Source organism: Paraburkholderia sp. BCC1885 (assembly GCF_900996235.1).
Lineage (GTDB): Bacteria > Pseudomonadota > Gammaproteobacteria > Burkholderiales > Burkholderiaceae > Paraburkholderia.
Genome location: NZ_CAAJGM010000216.1, coordinates 14,575 through 39,644 on the forward strand (window position 1 = coordinate 14,575; position 25,070 = coordinate 39,644).

The 25,070-nt window shown below is 56.3% G+C and carries 12 protein-coding genes and 1 pseudogene; 5 read left to right on the plus strand and 8 right to left on the minus strand.

All coding sequences use genetic code 11. The annotated features are described in order from the left end of the window. Positions 1-2,011 precede the first annotated feature (2,011 nt). Together FQ755_RS24095 and FQ755_RS24100 are read left to right on the plus strand one after the other, a co-directional pair. Positions 2,012-2,872: a DUF1837 domain-containing protein gene (locus FQ755_RS24095; RefSeq protein WP_074293990.1), complete on the plus strand. Its 861-nt coding sequence runs from the start codon at positions 2,012-2,014 to the stop codon at positions 2,870-2,872. Positions 2,873-2,874: 2 nt separating this feature from the next. Further along, complete coding sequence (locus FQ755_RS24100) at positions 2,875-4,974, plus strand: DEAD/DEAH box helicase (RefSeq protein ID WP_144157529.1); 2,100 nt, start codon at positions 2,875-2,877, stop codon at positions 4,972-4,974. Between the two features lie 180 nt (positions 4,975-5,154). On the opposite strand, the gene FQ755_RS24105 is transcribed toward FQ755_RS24100, so the two are convergent. The 6 genes and pseudogenes from FQ755_RS24105 to FQ755_RS38565 all read right to left on the minus strand — a co-directional run. Further along, a complete protein-coding gene (locus FQ755_RS24105) occupies positions 5,155-7,395 on the minus strand; it encodes a hypothetical protein (protein WP_144157530.1) in 2,241 nt (746 codons plus the stop codon). Then, complete coding sequence (locus FQ755_RS24110) at positions 7,392-8,576, minus strand: hypothetical protein (RefSeq protein ID WP_144157531.1); 1,185 nt, start codon at positions 8,574-8,576, stop codon at positions 7,392-7,394. The genes FQ755_RS24105 and FQ755_RS24110 overlap by 4 nt, the downstream gene beginning before the upstream one ends. 181 nt (positions 8,577-8,757) lie before the next feature. Beyond that, entirely contained in the window at positions 8,758-9,987 is a 1,230-nt protein-coding gene (locus FQ755_RS24115; protein ID WP_260858828.1) for a lysozyme inhibitor LprI family protein, read from the minus strand. 38 nt (positions 9,988-10,025) lie between these two features. Beyond that, on the minus strand, positions 10,026-10,481 hold the full coding sequence (locus FQ755_RS38280) for a DUF4236 domain-containing protein (protein ID WP_260858829.1): 456 nt from the start codon (positions 10,479-10,481) through the stop codon (positions 10,026-10,028). A 176-nt stretch (positions 10,482-10,657) separates the two neighbouring features. Then, on the minus strand, positions 10,658-15,604 hold the full coding sequence (locus FQ755_RS24120; protein ID WP_260858830.1) for a DUF3320 domain-containing protein: 4,947 nt from the start codon (positions 15,602-15,604) through the stop codon (positions 10,658-10,660). 12 nt (positions 15,605-15,616) lie between these two features. Then, positions 15,617-17,265: pseudogene (locus FQ755_RS38565) on the minus strand (DUF4011 domain-containing protein); the annotation flags it as partial. Between the two features lie 269 nt (positions 17,266-17,534). Here FQ755_RS38565 and FQ755_RS24125 point away from each other — a divergent pair. From FQ755_RS24125 to FQ755_RS24135, 3 genes are all read left to right on the plus strand, one after another. Further along, positions 17,535-18,251 carry a hypothetical protein gene (locus tag FQ755_RS24125; protein WP_144157532.1) on the plus strand — a complete coding sequence of 239 codons (717 nt, stop codon included), beginning with the start codon at positions 17,535-17,537 and terminating at the stop codon, positions 18,249-18,251. Positions 18,252-18,474: 223 nt separating this feature from the next. After that, on the plus strand, positions 18,475-19,149 hold the full coding sequence (locus FQ755_RS24130) for a hypothetical protein (protein ID WP_144157533.1): 675 nt from the start codon (positions 18,475-18,477) through the stop codon (positions 19,147-19,149). 241 nt (positions 19,150-19,390) lie between these two features. Continuing rightward, positions 19,391-21,172, plus strand: a complete 1,782-nt coding sequence (locus tag FQ755_RS24135) for a hypothetical protein (RefSeq protein WP_144157534.1) — start codon at positions 19,391-19,393, stop codon at positions 21,170-21,172. Positions 21,173-22,382: 1,210 nt separating this feature from the next. Here the strand turns inward: FQ755_RS24135 and FQ755_RS24140 are convergent. Together FQ755_RS24140 and FQ755_RS24145 are read right to left on the minus strand one after the other, a co-directional pair. Next, a complete protein-coding gene (locus FQ755_RS24140; RefSeq protein WP_144157535.1) occupies positions 22,383-23,165 on the minus strand; it encodes an H-NS family nucleoid-associated regulatory protein in 783 nt (260 codons plus the stop codon). 291 nt (positions 23,166-23,456) lie between these two features. Then, on the minus strand, positions 23,457-24,608 hold the full coding sequence (locus tag FQ755_RS24145; RefSeq protein WP_222105780.1) for an IS630 family transposase: 1,152 nt from the start codon (positions 24,606-24,608) through the stop codon (positions 23,457-23,459). Positions 24,609-25,070: the final 462 nt, after the last annotated feature.

Consider the following 25,070-nt stretch of genomic DNA (forward strand, 5'->3'; position numbering starts at 1 on the left):
CTGGTGCTTGTCTTTTGCTGCTGAAGCCCTTTAACCGGAGGCGTCATGCGGGCGACGCGCATGATACATCAGTCGGCTTTGACAGCCCCTCCGCGGGTACGGGGAGCTTCGGCGGGACGAGTTGCTGAAGTGTAGAAACATTCAATAAGTTGCGCCAGGTCCAAACTCGCATATTTGTATGAATCACTGTCGGCTCGTTGTTTTGACTGACGGAACAGAGGGAAGAGCAACCCAGCCAAAAAGCATGGGACATTCGGTGTTCCTGGCGCGGCGTGCTTTTGCCGAGGCGCCAGCACAACCCGATTTGCCCGCACCGTTGTAACCGCATGATGCTCAGCCCGACTGACTCAAAGGTCAAGCCATCTGCGCCCCGATTGCGTATAGACTCCGCGCAGCGCGAACGGCGGTCAGACTAACTGGACAGGTATCGACTAACTACCCGCGGTACTCAACCGAAAATCAGAAGCAGCCAATCTCCGGGGTCGCGGCATCGCAGAACATCACCATCGTGGCTACCCGCCCGTTGCAATGCCTGTTTCCAATCCGGGCGCCGAACATGAGCACCCTGGCTGCCGGCTGGCGGCAAACCGTTGGCCAACCTATGTTACGCACCCCCTTGCTGCCAGCAACGATTCTCCATAGTAAGCGTCTGCACTGTATCCGGCATATCGGGCCTTCCTGCGCCAGGGAGGTCAACGACGACGCCGACGACGGTCACGAGTGCTGTGTAGCGGGAGGCATAAGGTGAGATTTGGGAAGTATCGACTATCGACCGAGATACTTATTGGCGGGTGCATTCTGATAGCTCACATGACGGCACCTGACTGACGTCACAACTGCAGGAACTACGGCCACAGTGTTGAGGTCGCTGTTGGTTCGTCGAGACGAGAAATAACCGCCCACTAAGGACTCAAATTGAACACGCATTGCCCCCGCCGTCGAACCCTGCTTGTAGATAGCCTCATAACCTGAGAAAAGCGGACCCATAAGGTGAGAAGCTTATGGGGCTCTTTGCATTGATAGCTTGGATTTACGGGTGAGTCAGCGACTCCCCCCGGTGCCTTGCAGTTCGATGTCGGCAAAACGTGAAATCTGGCGAAGTCGGTGACGGTGGAGTTGGCGACGCGATGGAGGCGGCTGCGTGTGCTGAGGTGCATTAATTTCGGTTACGAAGTCTCGATTTAGTTTCGGTTACGTGGCTCTTCCCGACCGCTCAGCCTTAACTGGCAAGCGGTAACCAGAATTAACGTCCCAAGGGCGCTGGAACATTTTCCAGCGCCCCTTTTTTGCGCACTGCACCGCGATTTCGCCTTCGCGACGCGCCAGCTCCTAGGAGTCACCGTCCAGTCAAGCAAGAGGGCGCCACAAGACCCGAGCGGCGACTCACCTGCAGCGCGAAAGGCCTAACTCCCGTGTTGGCAATCTGCTACCCGCGCCGGAAATTCCCCATTTTTACCGAACTTCGCCTTCTCACGCTCTCCGACCCAGAGCTTCGCTCTCACGAGGAACTTATCCTCCTTGCTCAGCCCGCGCTTCAGTAGAAGGTCGTTGAGCGTCTTCGCATCGGACCTATCCGCTGACGCAGTACCAACACAATCCCCGTACTGCGTGGATGCTTTGAGCGTTTCCATTTGTCCCCCCCGGTTTGGCCATCGAGAAGCTAGTCTAGCGGTTCCCAGTATCGCCAGGCAGCCCTCTTAATCGACGTGAATGATGCAATTGGCATATGTTTTGTAGACTCAGCGCTCGCGCCCTTCCGACGCCGGCAGCCATCCTGCAAGTATCATCGAAAAGATTCTTGCCACCTGTTGATTTCCGGCGAATCACGACCGACAATCAGCGACACATAGCATTTAGCACCATACACCGCACAAGAACTGCGGAGTCTCATCCGAGCAGCAGAGGCGAAAATGACAAACCTGAGAGACCGAGTCATCGATTATCTCCCCGGCAATAATCATGCAAATTCGTGGGTAAGCAGTCAGGCGTTTATCGCGGCCAAAACGCCCGCATGATGAACGTCTACGACAACACTCCCGCGCGGCTGCTACTTCAGTTGCATTCTGAGGCTACGCCATGGCAGCACGACAGCTTTTGCGCGGGCTTCGAGATAAGTCAGTGGCGATGTTCTGCGCTCGCCGACCACATTATCGAATGGCTACCCGACTATGCCCTGAAAGAGGACGAACTGAACGTCAATCACGGCAACATCTATGTTCGACTGAAAGAAGCAGCGGCGCGGGTCTACTCCACAAAGGAATACAACAAGCGCGGGGAGCTCGGCGAAATTACGCTGCACGCAATATGCCGCGACTACTTCAAGACGATTCCACTCGCTCCACGAGTCTTCTACAAGACGGCGTCGAACGATGTTGTCAAATCCTTCGACATGGCGCACGTCAGATACGTTGACGACAGCACGTTTGAAATCTGGCTCGGCGAATCGAAGTTCTACAAGAGCGGGGCTTCGGCCATTTCCGCGGCAATCAAGTCCGTGAAGGAACATATTGATGCGGGGTTCTTAAAACGAGAGAAGTTCATACTGGGCCCACAAATTTCGCTGTCGCTACCCAATGCTGAGAAGATTCGGAAGTTATTGGCGAGCCAGACTTCAATTGATGCACTATTTCAGAATGCGGTGTTTCCTGTATGTATCGTATGCGACAGCGACGCAGTGAAAACGCACAAAAATCACACTGCCGAATATATTGAGAGCGTGTATTCTGAATTGGCAGAATTACGCGACCGGTTAGACCAATCCGCTCTGCCGAGCAAAATCAAGATGCATCTCATCTATGTTCCGTTGGAGTCGAAGGATAAAGTCGCGAAGGCGTTCGACAAGCGACTCAAATCCTTGAACATCGAGGATTAGTCATGCAAATCTCGGGCGAACAATGGAATCAGATTTCATCGCTCCGCGGCAGCGATTTGAAAGGCGTAGTTTTCGAGATTCTGCGAGGTGCGGCTAGCGCAATTCAACGCGAAGAAAGCGACGACCCGAGCACTCTGGATATCGTTCCGAGGCTCGCGAAGCTCATAGAGGACCGGGAGGAACTGGCATCGTACCGGGAGCCGTTCAGCGCGCTCGCCAGAGCGTCTGGGTTGTGGAACTACATCGACAAATCGGTGGCGTCGGAGCCCGACCTCTTGTTGGCAGAGTCGGTGACCGTACCAGAGCTTGACGGCATCACTCTTCACCGCGAACAGGTGGACGCGTTGAATGAACTGCTTGCAGGACGGAATCTAATTCTGAGTGCACCCACGAGTTTCGGGAAAAGCCTGCTCATTGACGCGCTTCTCGCTTCCGGACGATACACCCGCGTCGCCATCGTACTCCCCACTATCGCGTTGCTCGATGAGTTTCGGCGACGCTTGCGTCGAAGATTCGAAACTCGCTTCTCTGTCGTCATGCATCCCTCCGAAGAGGCGTCTGGCGATATACCGACAATCTTCCTCGGAACTCAGGAGCGTCTGATTCATCGGACTGACCTTGGCAAGTTGGACCTCACCGTTGTAGACGAGTTTTACAAGCTCGACCCGGGCCGGAAAGACGACCGGAGCATCACACTGAATGCGGCCGTTTACAAGCTTTTGAAGCGCTCTCGCCAGTTCTTTTTCCTCGGCCCAAACATTGACGGCGTGCGATTCGCGGAAGGTGCAAAATGGAAGTTTGAGTTTTTGAAGACCAAATTTTCCACAGTTGCGGTCGATACCTACGACCTCCGCAAAATCGCGGACAAAGAGGAGCGACTCCTCGAGGAAATCGGCGACGATAGCAACTGGCCAGCGCTTGTGTTTGTCTCGTCACCCGACCGTGCGAACAAGATTGCGAGCAAGGCTGCGGAGGGGATGGCAGTATCGGACTACGCTGATGCTTTTGCGCAGTGGCTCTCGGACAATGTTGGTGCAAATTGGTCGCTCATCGAAACGGTACGCTTCGGGTTTGGCGTTCATCATGGACGGCTGCCGCGAGCGATTGCGTCCCAGATGGTGCGGCTATTCAACAAAGGTACTTTGCCGGTTCTTTTTTGTACCTCAACCCTCATTGAGGGCGTCAATACCGCAGCGAAAACGGTCCTGATATACGACAAGAACATCAACAAAGCTCCATATGACTTTTTCACGTACTCGAACATAAGAGGTCGCGCAGGGCGTCTGGGCCAACATCATGTTGGGAAAGTCTTCTTGTTTAACGAAGCGCCGGCACGCCAAGAGATGGAGGTGTCTCCAACATTGTTCGCCGACGAAGAAGACGTTCCGCTGGACTATGTAGTGCAACTTGACGAGCCTCCAACTCAAACCACAGCCGATAGCCGAATCGTAGCCGTACGGGACTCACTTGCTCTGGACTGGCCCGACCTGCGCTTGGCAGCCTCCCTGGGACTTGATGCGGCGCAGCGACTGAAGACGAAAGTTCAGAGCGCCCTTGATGGTGGTGCTGCCATCGTATGGACTGGCGTGCCCCGTTACCCGGAAATCAAAGCTGTTGTCGAGGTAATCTGCGCCGTTCGACCAGCCAGTGAATTCGGGGCTTATACAGCGAAATCGCTGACGTACTTTATCGGTGGATTGCGGAAATCCAAGGGGATGAAGACCTTCTTAAATGAATACGATGCGAAATACACGGGGTCAGCAGAGAGCTACGATAGTGTCTTTCGTTTTCTCAGGGCATGCGAATATGGTCTACCGCAATGGTTCTCGCTTGTCGACGCTTTCGTGAAATCAGCGGGATTTCACGCGGACTACAGCCTCTTTGTGCAGGCGTTGAGCCGGTGGTTTCTTGCGGAGGAACTTAAGAACCTCGACGAGGAAGGGATACCCATTCAGATATCGGAGCGATTCCACGTCGGGGAAAGCAAGGCAGCGCTCACAGACCGCCTCGCAGGACTCGCAATGTCTGGCTCTGCGGAACTCACTCCGTTTGAACGCGACTGGATTGTTTCAGCACTGGACCTTAAAGAATCTGACCAATAGCCCGATGCCAACCGGCCGTTACAAAAGATGCCGCAATATCTGAGGATGAGTACGGTTCGCTTGCTCGAGGCAAGTCAGGACGCGTTGAGTCTTGCTCTCCAAGGGTTGGGGACACCAAGCAGAGGGGTTCTTCGCTTTGACTCTATACACCGCATCTATGGGTCCTATCGGTGCGTCAGGCTAGAACTCATCCGGCATATTGGCGTTCTTCGGCATGTCCTCCAGTCCAAGCAGGACGCGCAGCAATCTCAACCTGAATGTATTGCCTGCCAGCTTCGGGCGCACACGCTCCCGAAACTGCTCCAGATGGCGCCCGTCAAGGCGCAACCTGCCCGTATACAGCGCGAGCGCGAACTCGCCAGCCGCTTCGCCTTGTCTTCTCCCGTGTTGCTCGAGGACATTCGTCAGGAAGTCCAGCATGAACTGGCTAGAGTTACGCTCCCGCGAATAATCCAACTCGCCGACGCGAGCACATCGAAGCAGTGCCGCCTGGACGGCACCATCGTTGTACCGAGTGAAGTTCTCCGGATGTAAAATCACCTGCTGAAATGCATCCGTGGAGAGGCGGTGTGCTTCATCATCGAACTTCCCCTCTCTGGCGTTCTGGAGCAGCGCTCCGACCGTCGCGAGGACACCAGCACTCGTCTCATCGACCTCCTTGTAGAATGGTGTCCAGTACGCAAAATCCGCCCGAAGCTTCAGACGTTCAGTGAGGTCGTCGTCGGACGCGATGAACGTGTATCCTGCCAGGCCACCCTCGGAACCGCGAAGGTTACCTATCCTGTTTTGAAATGAAGCTCCAAACTCCAACTGCACATTCCTAAACACGTCCGCCTCAGCCTCGAAAGTCTCAGAAATCCCCGGCCCAATCGCGATGCCCATGAAGCGTTCCACATTGATGGCGGCATTGGTCGCAGAGTGCTTGAGATTGGGAGCAAGCGCATCCACTTGCGTGGCTGTCTCGGCAATCTGAGCGCCGATGAGATATGTCCTCGCGCCGTAGTGGATGTCCCGTAAATCGCGACTGATTGAGAGAAGCTTGGTACCGCGCCCAACCACAGCAGCTACGATGAGCATTGCCCCAAGGCAGTCCGGCGTCTTTGTCTGCGCTTCGATTTCGACATCCGACACCAAATGCAGTGGCTCTGCCCGATTCATGACCTCCTGCAAACGCTTCGCACAAAGCTTTGCGATTTCGTGCGAGGCAGCATCGCTCTGGTAGACAATTGTTTTGACCGACGCCGGTGTCTTCTGGCACAGAACTTTGTCCGCAAACCTTCCAAACTCGTCGTTTTCCAATAGCCCACGACCGTCAAGAAAGATGGGCCGGACCTTCGCCGTAGGTACACTTCCTCGCGCCTGAACCGCAAGCCGGCCGGTCTTCGCAAACGCTTTGCAGAAATGTGCGACCGACTCGACACGGTGTTTAGCCTTCTTCAAGAGCACCGACTTTGGGAGGAGGTCCTCCGGCGCAAATCGCTCGCCAACGATTGATAGGTCCTTCAGCTGTCCGTAGCGCTGTTGCCGGCCATCGTCGATACCGTCGGGCGTTTCCAGCGCGTAAAGGGCATCTTCATGATGCTCTGCACAATCTAACGTTAGAAGCGTGACGACTTCGTCGGGATGACAACGCGTCTTCTTTTTCCACTCCTGCTCAAGATTCATCGACGACGAAGCTGAAATCAATGTGAACGACGTCCCGTACAAGGGGGCATCAATTTCAGCGAGGCCATCGTGCGAATGGAAGCTTACGACGCGCGGGCGTGGAAGCTCGTAGAGCGAGCAATAGATTTCTCGAAGCGCATAGGCAACGGACGCAATGGCCATCGTGTCCACGAATATAACGTCTAGCTGTGCGCCAATCGCCAACGCTCGCTTCTTCAACTTCTCCAGCAATGCGAAGGCGAGGAGCTGCGCACTCTCGACCTCCGTCAGAGCCTCCTCGGCTCGCAGGAAGTGAGTCGACCGCTTTTGCGATGGTTTGACGAATGTGAACCCAGGAGGCGCCACCACGAACACACGCCGAGCATCGAAGAGCTTCTTTAGCCCCGCGTTTCGAATCGCTGTTGACTGGTTTTGCAGGATGCCCTCAAGTTTCCCGACCGGATTCCGCAGTTGACTATGTAGGCGGATAGCTCCATCGCGCTTAAATGAACAAACGCATATGCAGACTTTGGTTGATGCACGGTTCGCCGCTTGCGTCAGAAGCCGCTCCGCAAAAGCCTCGACGATTGGGTCAGCATCAGCCGTTTCGCATATGATTGCGACCACGTCAGGCGGATTTACACCTTGCAGCCCAGCCTCGATTGCATCAGCGAGGTTCGCCTCATTGAGTTTCCCAGGCGGCTTAAAGAGGAGGTGAAAATTTCTTGCTGGGCCGCCATCCGCAAACGTCCAATCGAATGCGAAATACCCCTTCATAGCAGCACCTTTGAGAGCGGCACCACAATCGAGTAACATGCGCCAGCCGTCATTGGTAACTCTGGCTGCTCTTTGAGCCAGTGGGTTGGCGTGAACAATGCCTCTGTCTTTGGAGCGGAGAAGTCTTGTACGAGGCAAACTCGACCGGTCCGCAATCGAAGGTATGCATTAAGCCGTTGCAGCGTCTGGAGCACGTACGACAGTCCTCCGCCGCTGCCTGCTGTTGTCTTGGTCGACGCATGAAGCTCAAAGCACTTCTGGACGAGGGCTACCTCGTCAGCAATCGACAAGCGCTCCATTTTGTCGCCCGAGTGACCGTGACGCGAAAGCCAACGACGCGCGAGCCCGGGACCAGTGTCAAGCACAGTGAGCTCGAGCAGAGCCGATTGTCGGTTTTGCCAGCGTTCGTCAGAACCCGTCGACGCCCGCCGGTTGGCGATGTTGTGCAATAGGTAAAACGAAAGTCTGGGGTCGCCCTCGCCCAGATGAGTAGCAGCAGTTTTCGCGTCGTAAGTGATGAACTTCGCCATAACCGCGCGGAGATTCTTCGGGTACGGTCGTCCATCCTCATCAGTCGTAGCGTGCTCGTCCGTATTTTTAAAGAGTTCATAGACGAGCGTTCCGAGCCAGATACGCCTTGTCTCGGACATCTGTTGCTCCGCCGATGGGGCGCACGCCGCAATAATGCGAGAAGTGAGCGTAACGAACTCGTCTCGTGAGCGTACGGCGCCGACCTCAGCTCGTGAGTACAAGGGAATCAGAAACTCGTTCTTTGCACGTGAGAAGCAACCGAGAAATACCCCTCGCCCGTGCATTGTTTGTCTGAAGCTGCTCGACTGCATGGCTTCAATCCGCGTGACCGCGTTAGCAAGCGCGGCACGCGTCGACATCGGTTCTCCTTCTGCCGTCTGGATAGCATCCGCGAAATACGCTGCCGCTATGCCATGCGGCTCCCTGGACAGGGCCTCTGCGGCTTCGTCGGCATGTCTGCTGTACAAGCGAAGTGTAGGTCGTGCGACGTTTCGCGACCATTCTGCGGTCAGCTGTATTAGAGAGCTGGGAACTCCTGCGCCACCACCGAATTTCAGTGTCGTAGGTAGACGCAGTGCCTGCTCGACCTGAAACTCGGAATAGGCCGCCTCTATCTCTTTGAGGCTGACGGCTTGAGAAAAGGAAATCATGAACTCTCGATTCGCAAATCCGCTTTCTGCTAACAGCGTACGCGTGGGGTGGCGAACTTCGGCCCAGAAAGTCGGGATGATGCTCGTCGCTCCACCCGTCAGGTTAAGTCGGCCGCTTAAGGGACTTCTCAATCAATTCGGTTTGGTCAGAGTGTCGCAGAGTACGCAGGTGAAGTACCGACTAGTTTGCTGCTACGTCACCGGTCTGCGCAATCTGCGTAAGCGCCGTCTTCTGGTCGGCATACCACCGGACAAGGCAGTCGCGGTCATGGCAGTTCTGTTCGCGGAAGTTCCACTCTCTTCGGGTACGCTCTCGTAATGCCGTCTGGTCTGCGACGGCAGCTTTAGCTCTGGCAAGAATAGCTGACAGTTCCACGTCATCTGCCGCAAGTTCAGGGTCGTGACAGATGAGCTTCTCCGAGTCGGAGCGTGCCTTCGCGCAGTCGAAGCTCGTTTGAAGCGTTGTGTCCGTCGTTGGCTCTAATGCCGACGTTGGCGATGCTTCTGTCGTCATGTTATTGGACTTCGCCCAATCCGCTAGGGGCGTCGAACCTATCGGCATATCGCTCCAGGCGAAACCGTTCGCCATGGCGTCGCCAGACGCATTGTCGACCGTATCCTTATAAATCACGTCACCCTTGCCTGTAGCCTCATTGATGACAAATGCCGCGATATCCGAGCCGCAAAGATGAGCCTTGCAACCGGCACCGAAGTAGTAACCGTCCCTCAACTGAATTCCGGCAGCATCGGTAACAGCAAGGCGGTCGGTGATTTTTTTCCATTCGTTGCGCGAAACGTGATTAAACGCCGCTCTGAATCGCCGGTTCTTGACTACGTCAGAGGGGTACTTTCCTACCAACCATCCGAAATCACCCTGTGGCAGGCGCATTTGTGAAGAACTCGCGGGCGCAGCGGGCAACGCAACGTTTTCGGCTTGGTTCACATTTTCCGAACGATTCGCTACCGCTTGCTGAATGTCTCGCGGTCGATACACAATCGCCGCTATTGCGACCACTGCCGTGAGCGCTACAAAAGTCATCGCTCTCAGCCGCACGTTGCCACTCTCATCGGGAACGGCCGGACGTGGCGAGAGTTCTGCTGTTAGCAACGAATCAAACCTTGCAGCAGCGTCTGAAATCTCAGCTGTCAGCAACACCTTCTTCTTTCCGAACGATACTAACGCGTAGCTGCCGTACACGAGTGCGACTGCCAGCAGGACGAGTCCGAATGGAAAATTTTTGATGAACAGGAGAAAGCACGCAAGGAGACCGAGAAGAAATGGAGCAACGAGCGAGGGAGGGTTAGGCCAGGCGAGCACCCAGTTTGAAAGCGTGGATGCGGCCTCGCGCAACTCTCCACGGTCACCTTGATGCTCCGCGCACTTCCTTTCCATCTCATATAGCGCGAGCATCGCCTTTTCTTTCTCGGCGAGCGAAATTGAGCCGATGTCTACCGCAAGCCTGACAGCCTTGGTCGTCGCCTCGAACTCTTTTGAAGGCTTCCAAGAAACTCCTGATGGTCCTCGAGCGTTACAGCATCGGCGAGGTCCTCCGTGAGAACGTACACCCCGTGGGAATTGAAGTATTGCTGCAGAGCAGTCGCAGTGCGGTCTTGAATTTGTCGCACGAAGTCTCGTGTTGCCTGCTCCCGTTTGGAAAGGCGTTCCGTGCTCGCCGAATCAATCCGCCCGGCAGCCGAAACCGCTGCCCCCATCGGCCTTGCCGTTCTGCGGGCGTTCAGGTTGTGCGTGTAGCGGATTCCGGTTCCCGGAATGCTGGTGGTGATACGTCCGCTAGTATTGTAAGTAAAACCTCTTCCGCCGATGGATGTACTTATCCCGCTCTTACTCAGGTTGATTCGGATACCCGGCGCGATTTTTATCCGCCTTCTGAAGCTCCACCCCATTTCCTGGCCCTCCTCTTATTCTTTGCTATGGCAGACGCTCCGCCGTTTGCATCGGGACAATCTTGTTTCCTGCAAATAGAAACGGACAAGTCACTCCAATGACTTTACGGGGAGCACAATGTCAGTTCGCGGATGCAAGGAGGTCGGCACTTTCAACCGTCTTCTACTCATGCCGACTAGCTCGGATTCTCACCACCGAACACGCTTAACCACGCTTGCTCCAAACGCGTCCTGCTGACGGCGCTGACTTTTCGCAGACCTACCTCGCGCGCCATCGCCATAACGCCGGACTCGTTATCATGCCCTGCCTGCAACATCTCGCCAGCGAGCGCTCGGAGTTCAGCCAACGATATCTCATCCACCGAACGCGCACTGCCGTCGACGGGGCGTCGGAACTGAATCGGCATATCAACTCTGTTTTGCGGTGCCCAGAAGAAAACGCCAATGTCCTCTGCATCGCTCCCGTAGTGCTGAGCCGCAAGGCGTACGACGCGGTCCTGAATTCTCGCACCAGTACGAACCCACCCGTGCGCACGGGCGATGCGGCGCGCCAGCACCTCGTCGCGAACCGGACCTTCGACGCGGACCACATATTCAATCATGCGGAGAAGATTTGGGTTGTACGCGACGTCAAAGAACGAGTCGGCACTGCCTTCGTATCCTGCGTGCGTGAGGTCCGCTTCGATGAATCGACTTTCTGCTGATACATGGGGCAGTACGACTGCCGCGTTACGTGCATAGGTAGCCGGCGCGGTTGAATCGACGTTTATATGTCCGTCGCGATTGCTGCTGGTGTCAACCACGTCAGTGCCATGCACATCGTCGGGTGAAGTTGCCATCGCATCCGCGATAACCTGCTTTGCCAGTACCGTCGCCTCTTGTTCCGCTTTTGCACGCTTTTCCCGCTGTTCAACGAGTAATGTCTCCAGCTGTCGATGAATCTTATCGACGGTGCCCGGCATGTCAATCCACCAGTCGGTTGACCAGATTCGCACGATTTCCCAACCCAGCCCCCGCAACACGTTCTCCCGTAGCTTGTCACGGTCGCGCGCCGTCGCCGAACGATGATAAGTGGCTCCATCGCATTCGACGCCAGCCAAGTACCGACCTGGTGCGTCGGGGTCAACCACCCCAAGGTCAATACGGAACGCCGAAACGCCGACCTGAGAATGCAGCCTCCAGCCACGTTCGACCAAAGCTATCGACACCGCCTTCTCGAAGGGACTCTCGAAGTTGCCAAGGCTGCCGGCAACAATTTCTCCCAGCGCACGAGCGCCACGGTCTGCAAACTCGAGGAAGTGCTTGAGGTCACGCACGCCCAAGGCTTGGGTCCGCGACAGGTCCATTTGTTCCGGTCGGAAGCTACCAAAGACGCGCAACTCCTGACGGGCGCGGGTAATAGCGACGTTTAGTCGACGCTCACCGCCTTGCTGGTTCATGGGGCCAAAGTTCATCGGCATCGTGCCGTCAATACCGGGGCCGTACGTGGTAGAGAAGTACATGATGTCCCGCTCGTCACCTTGAACGCTTTCAAGGTTTTTGACGAACACGGGCTCAAGCTGAGTGTCAAGAAAATGCGGCTCGATAGATGGGTCCTTTCGGCGCTCCTCGTCCAAGAGGTCTTCTATCAGCGATTGCTGTTCAGCGTTGAATGTGACAACGCCAATAGTCAGCCCGCTGTCCCGGAAATCAGCCGATTTCAGCCTCGACACAAGGTCAGCGACGAGTACTTTCGCTTCGGGCTTGTTTGTCCGCGCGCCTCCTCGTTCGTACTGTCCGTTCGGCACGTGGTTGAAGCTCACGGCACGGTCGTTGGTCACCGGGCTTGGGAACGTAACGAGGTCGCCGTCGTAATAGCGATAGTTTGAGAAGGCAATCAGGCTCTCATGGCGGCTACGGTAGTGCCACGACAATTTCATCGTCGGCAGGTTAGCGCCGATACACTCTTCCAGAATGCTTTCGAGCTCGGTTTCGACGTCTATATCATCGACATCGGATTCCGCCCGGTCAAAGAAGCTGGTCGGCGGCAACTGCTTCGGGTCACCGACCATGATGACCTGTTTCGCGCGCGCCATCGCTCCGATGGCGTCCCAGACCGGAATCTGCGACGCTTCGTCGAAGATGACCACGTCGAAGTGCGCAGTCTCTGCTGGCAAGTATTGCGCGATGGACAGAGGGCTCATGAGCAGACACGGTGTCAGACGCATCACCGCGCTGGACGCCTGCGACATCAACTCACGAAGCGGCAGATGGCGGGTCTTCTTTTGCATTTCATAGCGTAGGAGTCCCCACTCCGAACCACGCGAAACGCGGTCTGGTGACGGGTGTCCGGCCGAAAGCTGCGCTCGAACCCATGCCTGTGTGAGACTGATAAAGCGCTCGTCGAGCTCGCGGAAATCCCGAATACGCTTTTCGTGCTCAGCGGAAACGAAAGTGCGGAGAACTTCATCGGCGTCGACCACTGCGTTCAACCACCAACGACAATAATCAGTCTCGAAAGTCTCCTTCACGCGACCCAGCGATATCGCGCCGTTCTCGAGACCATTGACTACAGGTGCGAGGCCGAGAGCGAGAGCCTGCCGGCGTGCCTTGCGCCATGCACACCATGCATTCAGGCGGTTTGAGGAACGCAATACGTCGTGCGCTCGCTCCGCCAGCTGCATTGGAAGCAGCTCTTCAAGAGTGCTGTTTTCCGATTCGGGTAGTCCGCTCGCGACTGAGAAGCGTGCGACCGCTTCCCCGTACTCATGAAGCGCATCAGCATATGCACGGCCCGCACCCGCTACAACGCCGGTTGGTTCCAACAAGACGTTGCTGTCACCAAGCAACAGGGCAACCGGTGCCTTTACTGCCGCGAGCGTCTCGGGCGTGCTGGCAAGATTCGCCAGCGCCGCTGATAGTGCCTCAAAGAACTTGAGCGCCGGCTCAATCCCTTCAATCTTTGTCTGTAAACCGCTCCACAAGCCGGATGTCTTGGCGGACAGGTCAGCATAGTCCTGCAGTCGACTCTGCAGCAATACCAGTTCACGCATCTTTGTCAGGTCAGCCGCAGCGGTCGCACCCGCACGGCCGCTTTCGACGGCGACAAACCCTTCGTCTTGCCAGATGCTATTGGCGCGCGCGGCAGCTAACGCCCCTTGATACATGACGAAGGCTTTCGCCGCAGCCAGGTCGGTTTCATATCCCGACCAGGCACCGTCGGTCTCATTCCCGAGCGCCGACAAACGACTTACGACCTGTTCAATCTGCCGCATTTCGCGCATGCGCTGGAGGTCATCGCGTGCGGAATCTCCGCACTTACCGTGGCTCACTGGGTCAAGGCCCACATCCTCCCAAGCTGCGCGGATGCGAGCCTGCTTGAGTGCTCCTTGGAAGCCAAGCGATGCACGCGCGACGTCCAGTTCCGTCCTCAGCCCCGCCCATGCATTGGACGTGGGTAGGGAAAGGTCATCAAGAGCTTTGATTTCGGTTTTCAACGCGTCTATCTTTGCAAGACGCTCGATGTCGGCGCCGATTTCCGGCTCCCCACCGCCGGACGCCAACTCTTTAAGCTTCTTGCTCAATGCGCGGCGCCGTATGATGCTCATTGGCCACGACGATTCTTGCAACTCACGCCAGTCGGACTGGAGTTGTTGGACTGCAGCCTTGGAAATCTCCTCTCGATAGGGCAGCGTCAACTGACTCAGCAGTTCCTGTCGGGTGCGCAAAAGCGCCACGCCTGACGCGAGCCGAGACCACAACGTCTCGTTCCACGGTTGTGAGACCTGCGCCTGCAGCTCAAAATATCTGGTCAGCTGAGCGATACCGAGGCGGAGGTCCTCGAGCACCTGATTGCCCCGAGGCGACGAAAGGGAACTGTGAACTTCACGGTGGCGTTGAACCAATGGCACAGCCTGACGAAGGCTATCAACAATAGACTTCGCATCGGGGCGCAACACAAACTGCCAATCCTGGCCAGAGGCAGCCGGCAACGTCGCCGCGAGTAATCGCAGTCCATTGCGAGTTCTAGGCTCCAGCGACAACGCCGGCAGTCCAATACTCCCGCGCAGCGATTCCGCCGCTGCCTGAAATTTGCTGACAGCGGGCTCAACTGCCCGAGCCACGTCCAGCAGCGCCGCCTGCCAAAGGGGCGACCATTCCGTTTGAGCGATATGCGTCAGTGGATTGTCGGCAAGCTGCCCTGCTCCCATCACCTTCGCGTGGACGTCAAGAAGCTCGGCCGTGTCTCGAAGCGTCCGCATCGCTGCCGAATCATGAATTTGAGCTGATGGCCAGGAAAGCTGAAGAAACGGCAAGTCTTGGCCTGCGACGACCTTACCTATTGCTTCGTAAACGCTCAGCCCATTCGAATGGCGGAGATGCAATCTCTCGACGTAACCATTCAGCTGCGAACGGAGCCCCTCGAGGCGCTCGGCTTCTGCCTGCCAATCCTCGGGCGCCATCGCTGATGCCGCATCCCAGGAGGTGCGGAGTTGCTCTAGCACCTCGGTCTTTCGGGCCTTGCTCGAGTGGAGTTCGAGACAGAAATTGCCCAGACCGACCTCAGCGAGGCGCCGATATACGACATCAAGCGCGGCCATTTTCTCGGACACAAAGAGCACACGCTTGCGCTCCGCTAGGCACTGTGCAATCAGGTTCGAAATAGTCTGGCTCTTACCCGTGCCGGGTGGCCCAATCAGGACGAAGTCTTTGCCCTTGCTTCCAGCGACGACTGCAGAGAGTTGCGACGAGTCGGCCGGCAACGGACAGAATGTCTTACTGACAGGAAGTTCAACATCAAGCCTCCGGACGTCAGGAAATTCAACAGTGCTTTCGTACGAGTCTCGTGGCGTCTCAATAAGGTGGCGTACCACGGGGTTCAGTTTCAACTGTTCTGTGCGTTCAGTTAGGTCCTTCCACATCAGGTATTTGGCAAATGAGAACGTGGCGAGCACAACGTCTTCCACGACCTCCCAACCCTTGATGTCCTTGACGGCATTGGACACAGTCTTCCAGACGCCCGCGACGTCGAGGCCGGAATCATCCTTGGGCAGTTCTGTATCGCTCACCCCAAGTTCGAGCTCAAAATCCTGGCGCAACATCTCAAGCAGCGTCGGGTTGAAGCGCGGCTCGTCGTCGTGCAATTTCAGGCTGAACCCAGAGCGTGCACTGCGCCGTTCCAGCGTTACGGGAACAAGGATGAGAGGAGCACGGTACTTCTTGTCATCTTTTTCATCACGCGACCATGACAGGAATCCAAGTGCCAGGTACAGGGTATTGGAGCCCCCTCCTGCATGGTCGTACGTGAAGTCCTAAACAATTCAACGAGGCGCGACTCCATTTCGTCCTGGGCCAGGCCGACGAAAACTTCCTTGCGCTTGAGTGCATCGAGCGCATGCTGCCGCCTGATGTTTTCGCGCTCGCGCGCTTCATGGATGGCCTGGCTACGAGGGTCGTTGCCGTCCATGAGGTCCGGCCGCGTCAGAAGCTTCAGAACATGGCCTTCAGAGAGAATATCCTCGAGATATGCTGCGTCCGGCGCGTCGAGTTTGAGCGACTTCTTGCCAGCCTTGAAGCTCAGCAGGTTATTTCGCAGTGAGAGGTCGAGAAGCTTGCGCTGCCAACGGGTGAGACGGTCTTCCGGACGCTCAGGTGCCTCATCCGATTTGCCATCATCCAGTTCATCCGGCAGTTCAGGCGCGTCCTCGAACACTGGCTGAACGTTTTCGGCTTCGGTGCCTGCCGTTCCACGCGCCACGACTTGTTCGCTTGCCAACGGCTTTATGCGCTGGAGACGCGCCCGCCGTATGTCGACCGCCAACTGGAACTTCTGTTCCTCTTCCTCAGAAATCTGTTCTTCGCCGCGTGCGATTGCGTAGCTGAACGGTGGGAGCGGACGGTGGGTGAGAAGCGTCGCCTCGAACAACATCATTTCTTTCAGTTTCACGCGTTTGCGAAGTGCGGTCACGTCGTCCACGACGGAGGTTGAAAATTCCTCAGCCTTCAGCCAGACTGCCGGAAACGCGTGCCCCTCAGTGAAAACAAGGAGGGAATTGAGGCCAGCCTGCTCTAGTGCGGCACACACGAACAACGCCAAATCGAGACACGTCCCGAGCCCTGAGTCGGCAATCTGGCTCGGACTGCGCACCTTCTGGCCGGTACGTTCGAAACTCGCCGGCGGCAATGCGTAGTCGAGCCCCATCGTTCCGATGGCGTTCCAGATAGCAGACGCAAGCTCCCACGCACGACGTGCTCCACCTTGGTAACCGTCGACTGAACCGGACTTGCCTGCCTGCCGGAGAATCTCAGCCGCTCGCTTTAAAACTCGCTCGACCGCAGGTTCGTTGGGCTGGACAAACGCCGCGACCATGTCTGGTAGCGAAGCTAGACCGCCCCACTGATTACGCGGCAGCAATTCGACGGTCGACTCGGTCGACGCCAGTTCGTTCTCGGGCTCTTGCCCTGTCGTCAGCCTGAAGGTTACAACTGCCTTGTCGGCCTCAGTGAGTCGGCCTAGCAATGCACCGTCGAGCGACAGGTCGAGGTCGCTGATGCGGACGGTCTTCCCGGCGCCGAGGTGGTCAATGTGCCATGTCTTGGGTTTTAGGAATGCGGGTTCGGACGAAACCGTGAGCCGAAGCCCTTTGACGTCAGTGTCGGTTTCATTCAGCACCGACAGCTCGCGCGCAACCGGCACGGCATTCTGAAAATCGGCCAGATTAACCTTGCCAGCAAGCGTGGCTAGAATCTGCACGCAACGCGGCTCTTCCGGCGTATCCGCCGGTTCGACAATCGTGTCATCCATCTGGCCCCCAAATCGGCTCTGCCGACTTCGCTCTCTCGATTCTGATTTTGCTGCCGACCGTGCAATTCCGAACGACCGAAAAGGCCAGGAAATAGCTGACTCCTCGCTAAATGCGGTCACGAACTACTTTTCGACAGTGGCACCCGACGAGATAATCTCATAGATTTCGTTGCGATAGCCGGCTGCCCGACCGTATAGATTAGTGATGTATATTCAGTCGCTACTCTCGCTTCCCACATGCTGCTACTCCCGCTGAGAGACCGGACTTCATGAAATTCAGAAAACATGTCCCCGAGCCAGTACAGCGGGGAAACCCCTATAAGCTTGTACGAAAACAGCACGTGTTCCCTCATGCGAGCATTAAGAGGTTCTATGGGGCATCAGGGACCGTAACGGTTGCCTTTATCCGGGAGAATCGAATTGTTCGCCGGCTCAGCGGGACCAATGACCTGTTTTGTGCGAATCGGGTGTGGGACCAGCGCGCCGAGGCCGGCTTCATGGCGCAAATCGAGCGCCAGTTTCAATTTCTTGCCGAACGGATACTTCGAGGTGACCTACGTTGGTGGGCGCTCGAACATAGAATAATCGGAGCGTTTTATGCGTTGTGGCAGCAACGAGCACATTACGCTGCTAATCCCGTGCCTCCTGCTGAACTGAAGGGGGTGTCACCTTGGACCGACATGACAATGGACGTCAAAGAAGAGCTGGAGTCGAAACACGCAATGTATGCCGACGAAGCTTGCCGCATCCCGAGTCGTCAAATGACCGGCATGCACATTCAACGTGGCATTGACAGGACGCTTCATCATCTTAGAGACGTCAGATGGTTTGTATGCCATGCCGCATTGGGCGCAGGTGAGTTTCTCGTGCCGGACAGGCCTAGCACGCTGCATATCCCATTGTCTCCAACGGTGGTTTACTCGGGAACATGGAACTCCCCTTCGCAAACGCCTCCGCAATTAGGATGCTCAACCTTACGTCGGTAGCGGGTAGCAGTCGTTTTGCGTTCGCAAGAGACTTCACGCGATGCTTTGTTTAGTAGTCCACTACCTCGTCCGTGACGCCGGATAGACCAATACACTTTGCGGACAAAAGCGACGTTTTTGCGAGTAGCGCGAGCCGGGTATTCTGCGCTAAACCTACCGGTAGGCGTCACACAGAATACGCTGGCCCGCCCCGAGAGTGAATGGCCCCTGAAAGGCGCCCACCATGACTAGGTACGTCAGTCGCACAGTCGACTTCGCCACGCTTCTGCAGCAACGCGCGGTAGCGGCAACCGTGGTGAAGCTAATGATGGCGTGTAATGATTTACAGACATCCAACGAATCGCTTGAAATATGGCGAGAACTGGAGTCGCGAGATAGCGCGCGAAAGCAGGGGGCATGCATGTATTTCGTTCGGCTTCAACTGGCGCATCTGTATGAAGCCCTTGATGTCGTGGAGGCCATGCAAAGAAGCGATGCACTTATGGCGATATTGCGGACATGCGATGCGACTACACAGCAGTCGTTCGATTTTGTTTGTCAATTCGTGCGCGGCGGGACGCAGCGGTCCCGAATAGAACTACTGGCAGGCCGCATGCGGAACAACATCACATTTCACTACGAGCAATCCGAAACGCTGATTGAACGAGCCATTGCCGAGCGCGGCTCGCGCCCGGGCGGCAACACCTCTCGCGTCACTAGGGGTAGCAGACGGGAGCACTGGTACTTCAAAGTCGCCGATGATGTAATCGATGACATCGTTACGCGACAGTTCTGGCGTGTGCCGTGGACTCCGCGCACCGTCCATGACGTCGACGTGTTGCTAATGGAAGCACATGAGATTGCATTGAGATTTGTCGATTTTTGCGGCGAATTCATCTGGCGATACACGGACCGTTGACTGCGTCTTTTTGCCTCGTGATGGTTGGTGAGGACTGCGCGCGCCACGGCTGGACCACGTCGCACCTGACTTGAGGTCACGGAACAAAACCGGATGCGGACCGGAAATAAAGTTTCACGTTTTCGTGGTCTATTTCGCCGAGGGCGCTAGCGTGTCGCTAGCTGTGGAAAGTGTTGCGTCCAAGGTACTTTCCCGGCAGAGTGTCCAGGAATTTTTGACGATAGGACATCATGACCGCGATATGTCGAACATCAATCAAAAGCTAGTGAATATCTTGAACCCCGACACTGGGCTTGGTGCTGGTCGAAAGGAAGAGCAGACTGACCTGTACGAACTCCTCGCCAGCGAGCGGCTTGCAGATAAAGCCATTTTGTACGCGAGCGCCTTCGGTCCCCTAGGGTCCGTCTTCGTTCACTCGGTACTGGTACCAAAGTCGTCTATCAAGCTTCGCGACAAGGCTGGCTTCACCAACTGGCACGGTAATCCGTATGACGGTCCAAGTTGCGGCATGGTGTACGGCGGCGGCGAACGTGCTCGCGTCGAGTACGACAAGGGTGCTTTGGGGGCGAGCGGGATGCTTGCTGTCGCCAGACGGCTAATTTTCGCCAGGTCGTTCGACGTTCTTCACAGCGGCGACGCCTACTATGAACTCGCGCAGGAATTGACCCATGCACATGGTCTTCACTGGGTTGAGGAGCGCAGCGCATGGTGCAGGCTTGACGAGCGAGGCGACGTGGAAGACGTCGCGCGAGTAGAAATCTCGGAAGGGTCAACGCCCGGTATGAAAACGACCGTGGTTGCAATCTCCAGGAAGGTATTAGACCTTCATATGGCAGCCACGGGCACCAGCGTGCTGCAGATGTTTGATTCTGTCGTACACCGAGCGGAATTCCACGGGTTCGACGGCGGGGTTGAGAGGCAGTTCGTCGATACACAAAACAGCCTCGTGATGAAGTATCGGGTTGATAGCAATGAAGCCAGCTACTTTCGTGGTGCCCAGATTCTCCGCCCTCCGTTGAATGCGCTTGAACTCGGAGAGGCTATGCTCGCGAAGGACCGCGAACCCAAACAGCATGCAACCTATATTAGCCAGGACTTCAAGAATCACCGGATTGCCGAGGTCAGTTGCAGTCCTTCCGCGCTTGCGTCATATTTCGAAAGGGATTCGACACTACCGCTCCAGACTTCGCCGGTGTTCTTCAGGCCCGAAGTACTCGACAAGTACAAGGCGGACCCGGACAAATACAAACTGGAATCGCGGTCTATAACGTGTCGCAACGCTTGGTATCTGAAGACGTATGACTTCAATGACGCCGGCCAGGTGCATACGATGATTTGTTACCTTGGCGACCTTCCATACGACGAGCAGCTGTATTGGAAGTCATTCAATGAGAAACCGAAAGCATCAATCTCGAAGCGTTCGTTCAAGACGGACTTTCAGGGAACCTTCGACGATGAGGGCGACCCTCTTGACCAGCTCAAGGACACGCTGCGAGTGCTTTCCGACTTAAAACCTGATTGGTTTTCCTTTCGTGAACCGAAACTTCTCGACCAATTGCACTATCCGCTGACGTCGTCACACAAAGGCTGGAATGAGGTAATCGTAACGCTCGCGAAGTGCGTAACAGAAGGCCTTGAGAAACGATTCCTCGAAAAGGCCGCTCGAAACCTCGGTAGTGTCGGCGACCCCAAATGGGGTTCTATAAAGTGGGTAGAGGAACTGCTCAAGAGGATTGAGGTCGATGATGACCGAGTGCCGGAGATATGTTTTCCCTTGTTTGAAGTGCAGCGATTGCGTAGCAAGCTCGGTGGTACTCACGCAAGCGGCGGCGAGGCGAACGAAATCCGGAAACAGCTGCTCAAGACATACGGGACGCCGCTTGCACACATTAAGACGCTGTCAGCACAGCTATCTGAGTCGCTTGCCGCGCTGGGCGAACTTTTGAATCGGCGAGCGCTTGAGCGTGCCGCTCGATGGCCCTCCTTGAGTGCGCAGGCGATAGGCCCATTCGCCGCCTCGTAGTCAACACCTCAAGCTCACCCTTTCGCATGGTTAGACAGCCGTCTGCAATCGTCGCAGGCCCTCGGGTGTGAGCGAGAACGTCCCTCCCTCCTCGTTGTGGGCCAGTAGGTCACACTGCGCAGCAAGGAGCAGGGCATGCCGCAACCGGTCCGCCAGCAGGTCGATGCCCACAAATTGGTCGCCTTTATACGGTGCACTCACGTAGTCGGACTAAGAATGACACCAGCCAGATGAAAAGCTGCAAGTTGCATTTCCGAAATCTACCCGACGCATTCCGCGCTGGTACGCAGGATGCCGGCATTCATAACGCAAAAAGCAAGCTTGCTGAGACGTCCGAGGTATTAGGAAGCTTTGAAACGGAAGAATACGCGAAGTCGGTCGGCATCGATTGGTGAGGAGCCTAGTTAGACAATCACGGTTGAGATGGTAGACACCCGAAGCACTGCTGAAACAGCAATTTACTCAAAGCAAAGGACCCAAAGCGATATGTCAAGTTTCTTCGGCGAGCGGACCGCTGAGTACGCCCTTGTCCCGCTACTACAGCGTGCCCTCGTCCGGGAGTTTGGATGGGCCATTCCGATGTCATACTGGAGAACAAGGGAGGGAAACCGCACGTCCGCCGAAATGCACAAGGGGCTATCCGTCAGAATTCTAGCCATGTTCGCGAGACGTCCGAAGGTTACGCCATCTGACACTATCCTTGCGGGGAAAGTGAATTGGGAATTGTTCCGCTTCGCGAGCTTCGCACGTGAGTTGGGAGTTCCGACTATCGCGGGATATCCAGCAGTCAAATCAGTCATAGAGCTCCACTCAGACCCACGAGTATTTTGGTTGCACATCGAAGGCTTGCGCGCTGACGAATTCTTCATCGACCTATCGAGCCGGGAACAACCATTGATAGACATGTATGGTAATCCCGTGCCGACAATGTCCGTAGACGAAATAGCAGAATACATTCGCACACGCGCCCAGACCTTCAAGTGGGATGAGGCGATGCAATGCATACATCGACTACGGACGGAGCCCGATGGCCACTATGTATCGCCATGGTCAAGTGGCTACAAACCTGCGTATATGTTGATTCCCCCGGCCAACTCAAGGCTTCCTATACGACGGGATGACTAATCTCGTCTTAGTGTGAACCCATTCCCAATGGGTCTTCAACGCTGTATCGTGTGGCGACGAGCCTCATGGTCCATGTGCGTAGACATCATCGGGTGTTGTCAGCGCCCCTGGTCGGAACGGTGACATTCGCGACGGCAGCAGCATCAGTCATCGCGTTGCGCTCGGACTGGCGAGAGCCCCGCTTTGCCGTCGCCTTCTTCACTGCGTTCGCTTTTTCAGAAGTCCTCTTCGCGGCCGCCTTCTTCAAGACTTGGGCCGCCTGATTCGTCGTCGGCCTTTTGACTGTCACCTTCTCGTCCGTCATCTTTCGGGTGAACACACGCTTCCTCGTGGTCGTCGGCCTTTCTGCCGAAGCTGCTTCGTCCGCGGTTTCAATCAGGAACTTGGAAGGGTCTTTGGCACCGACGAGCCACGCTGGCGCACGGCCACGTCCGCTCCACGTCGCACCGGTCTTTGGGTCGCGGTATTTGGCCGGCTGCGGTCCCCGCACGTAATTGCCCACAACCTTCGCCTTCGTCGCGGCAGCAGGCGCGGCGCTCGTAGCGCTGCAGTCGAATAAAAACCTGCCGCGGTCTTTCACTTTCGCAATCCATCCCGGCGCACGTCCGTGGCCGGACCAGGTTGCACCGCTTTTCGGGTCTCGATATTTCACCTGGGGCTTCGCTGTTCTCACTCCGGCCTTGGCACCAGCCTTCGGCCCGCGCTTCTTGCTTCCAAAATGTGCGTCGATGTCTGCTGTCGTTAAGCCATGATTTTCCATCAAGCTGCGAATAGTTTCGAGAACGACTGACGATTGCTTTGCAACGATAGCCTCGGCTTGTGCTTGCAGCTTCTTGAGTCTTGCCTGGATTTGTTCGAGTGTTGCCACTGCGCTTGCTCCTGCTGTTTTCAATGACGGCACTATGCCATGAGCCGGTCGAACGAGAAAGAGCCGTGTGTCGTCTGTTCCTTCTCTTGATTTCTGAGGAGCCGCCGTCTTCAATGTCATCGGCTAGGTGTTCGACGTTCACAAAGTCAGCGCGACACGTTTCCATAAACCGCACGACGTAACGGTCGTCAACCGGCCAGGCTTTCGCTCACTCTCGCAAAGCATCGAAGCGTCCTGGAACTTCACAATGGTCGCTTCCCGACGAATAACGCCGCCCCGCAAGGCGTGAAACTATCGGTATGCCGGGTCCTTGCAGTTATTCGCATCGGAGAACTCGCAGGCGGTTCGCTCCAGGCCCCATATCGCTTTTCCTGCCCGCTTCGGATGTGCTTCGAAGTTCTGATTGCGCTCAAGAAAGTACCGGTCGATTGCGGACATCGCGGCGTCGACCGATTCGTAGTCGCTGTTATGAATGATGGCTCTTGCCATGCCACTGAACACGGATTCGATAACGTTCAGAAACTGCGCGCTCGCGGGCAACGGTGCCAGCTCCAGAAACGGGCGATGGCTCGCCTCTGCGGTAGCATTGTGTTCATCGACGAAGGCCGTCAACTTTTTCGACAGATGCCATGATGCCGCGTCCCAGGAAAGATAAAGCGTTCTCGCATCGGCGTATTGTTCAAGCAGCCTGTTCGCCATGCGAATCATCTCTTCGGTATTCTTGGCCGTCGAGTAGAAGTGCGTCACCTGATTAGCCGAAAGTTCGAGCGCGGCCGTGAGAATCAGGCAGCCTTTCGACTTTTGCCATTGAGGCACGCTGGGCTGTACGCCGGGCGCCGTCAGCAGCCGGCCCGGCTTTGCCTTCACGGCAAACGGTCCGAACTCGTCGATTGAAAAGAAGTGTTCGTCGGGCTGCAGACGTCCCAGAACGTCCCTGATGCGCGCAAGCTTTTCCTCGTAGCGAGAATCCGTGCTGGTCAACACCACCTTCGCAGACTTCCAGGCGTAACCGGCGCTTCTGATGATTGACCGGATAGTGTCTGCACCCGCTTGATAACCTCTGGCCGCGAGAATGCGTTGCAGGTCCGCCATCTTCCACGTGGTCCGGTTGATGCCCGATGCGGACGGCGGCTCATGCAGCAGCGCAAAAACCGCATCCTGTAGGACCGTGTTGTCCTTCATCCGTGCACGCTGCTTTCTGTTGAACAGTGAGTCTACGCCGCCAGCTTCAAAGTCACGCAGGCATCTGCGCACTCCGTTCCGACTGGCGCCGAGGTGGCGAGCAATCTCCCGAGCCGAAACTCCGGATGCGTGAGCAAGTATCGACAGCGCCTTGTGACGCTGGTTGGCGGACTCCGGCAACAATCTGCGCATCAACCTCTCGCACTGCTCCGGGTCCAAACCGGCTGCCACAGGGGCACAACCTCGCTCGATGTCGTACATGAAACGCATCCATCGCAGTCGGCTCTGTTCGGCATGGTCAACCGGCTTTGCCCCGAATCCCCATGTGCGAAGACGCTGTTCCGCGGCTTCGCAGGAGCCGTCGGAATGTAATCTCCGAAACAGTGATGACAGAAATCCGGCCGCCTCCCGTGAAGGAAGTGAGCGCACAACGCCAGCCACGTCCTTCCATGGCCCCGAAGACCGTGACCGCGCGCCCGACTTCAGGCTGTTAGCTGCCGTTCGCCGATATCCCGGTGGCTGCTCGAACCTGAGCATCTTGCGGACGGTGTTGCGACTGATACCTTCAGTTGCCGCGACCGAACGGGTCGACTCACCGCGTTTCGTGACACGTGCGCGGACACGGTTCCAGTGTGCAATGTCGGTGTACATTCGTCGCACCTCCCGGTCGACCGCCGACACCTTGCCTGCGCCGGTAGCCTGCGTTCGAACACGGTCGTCAAC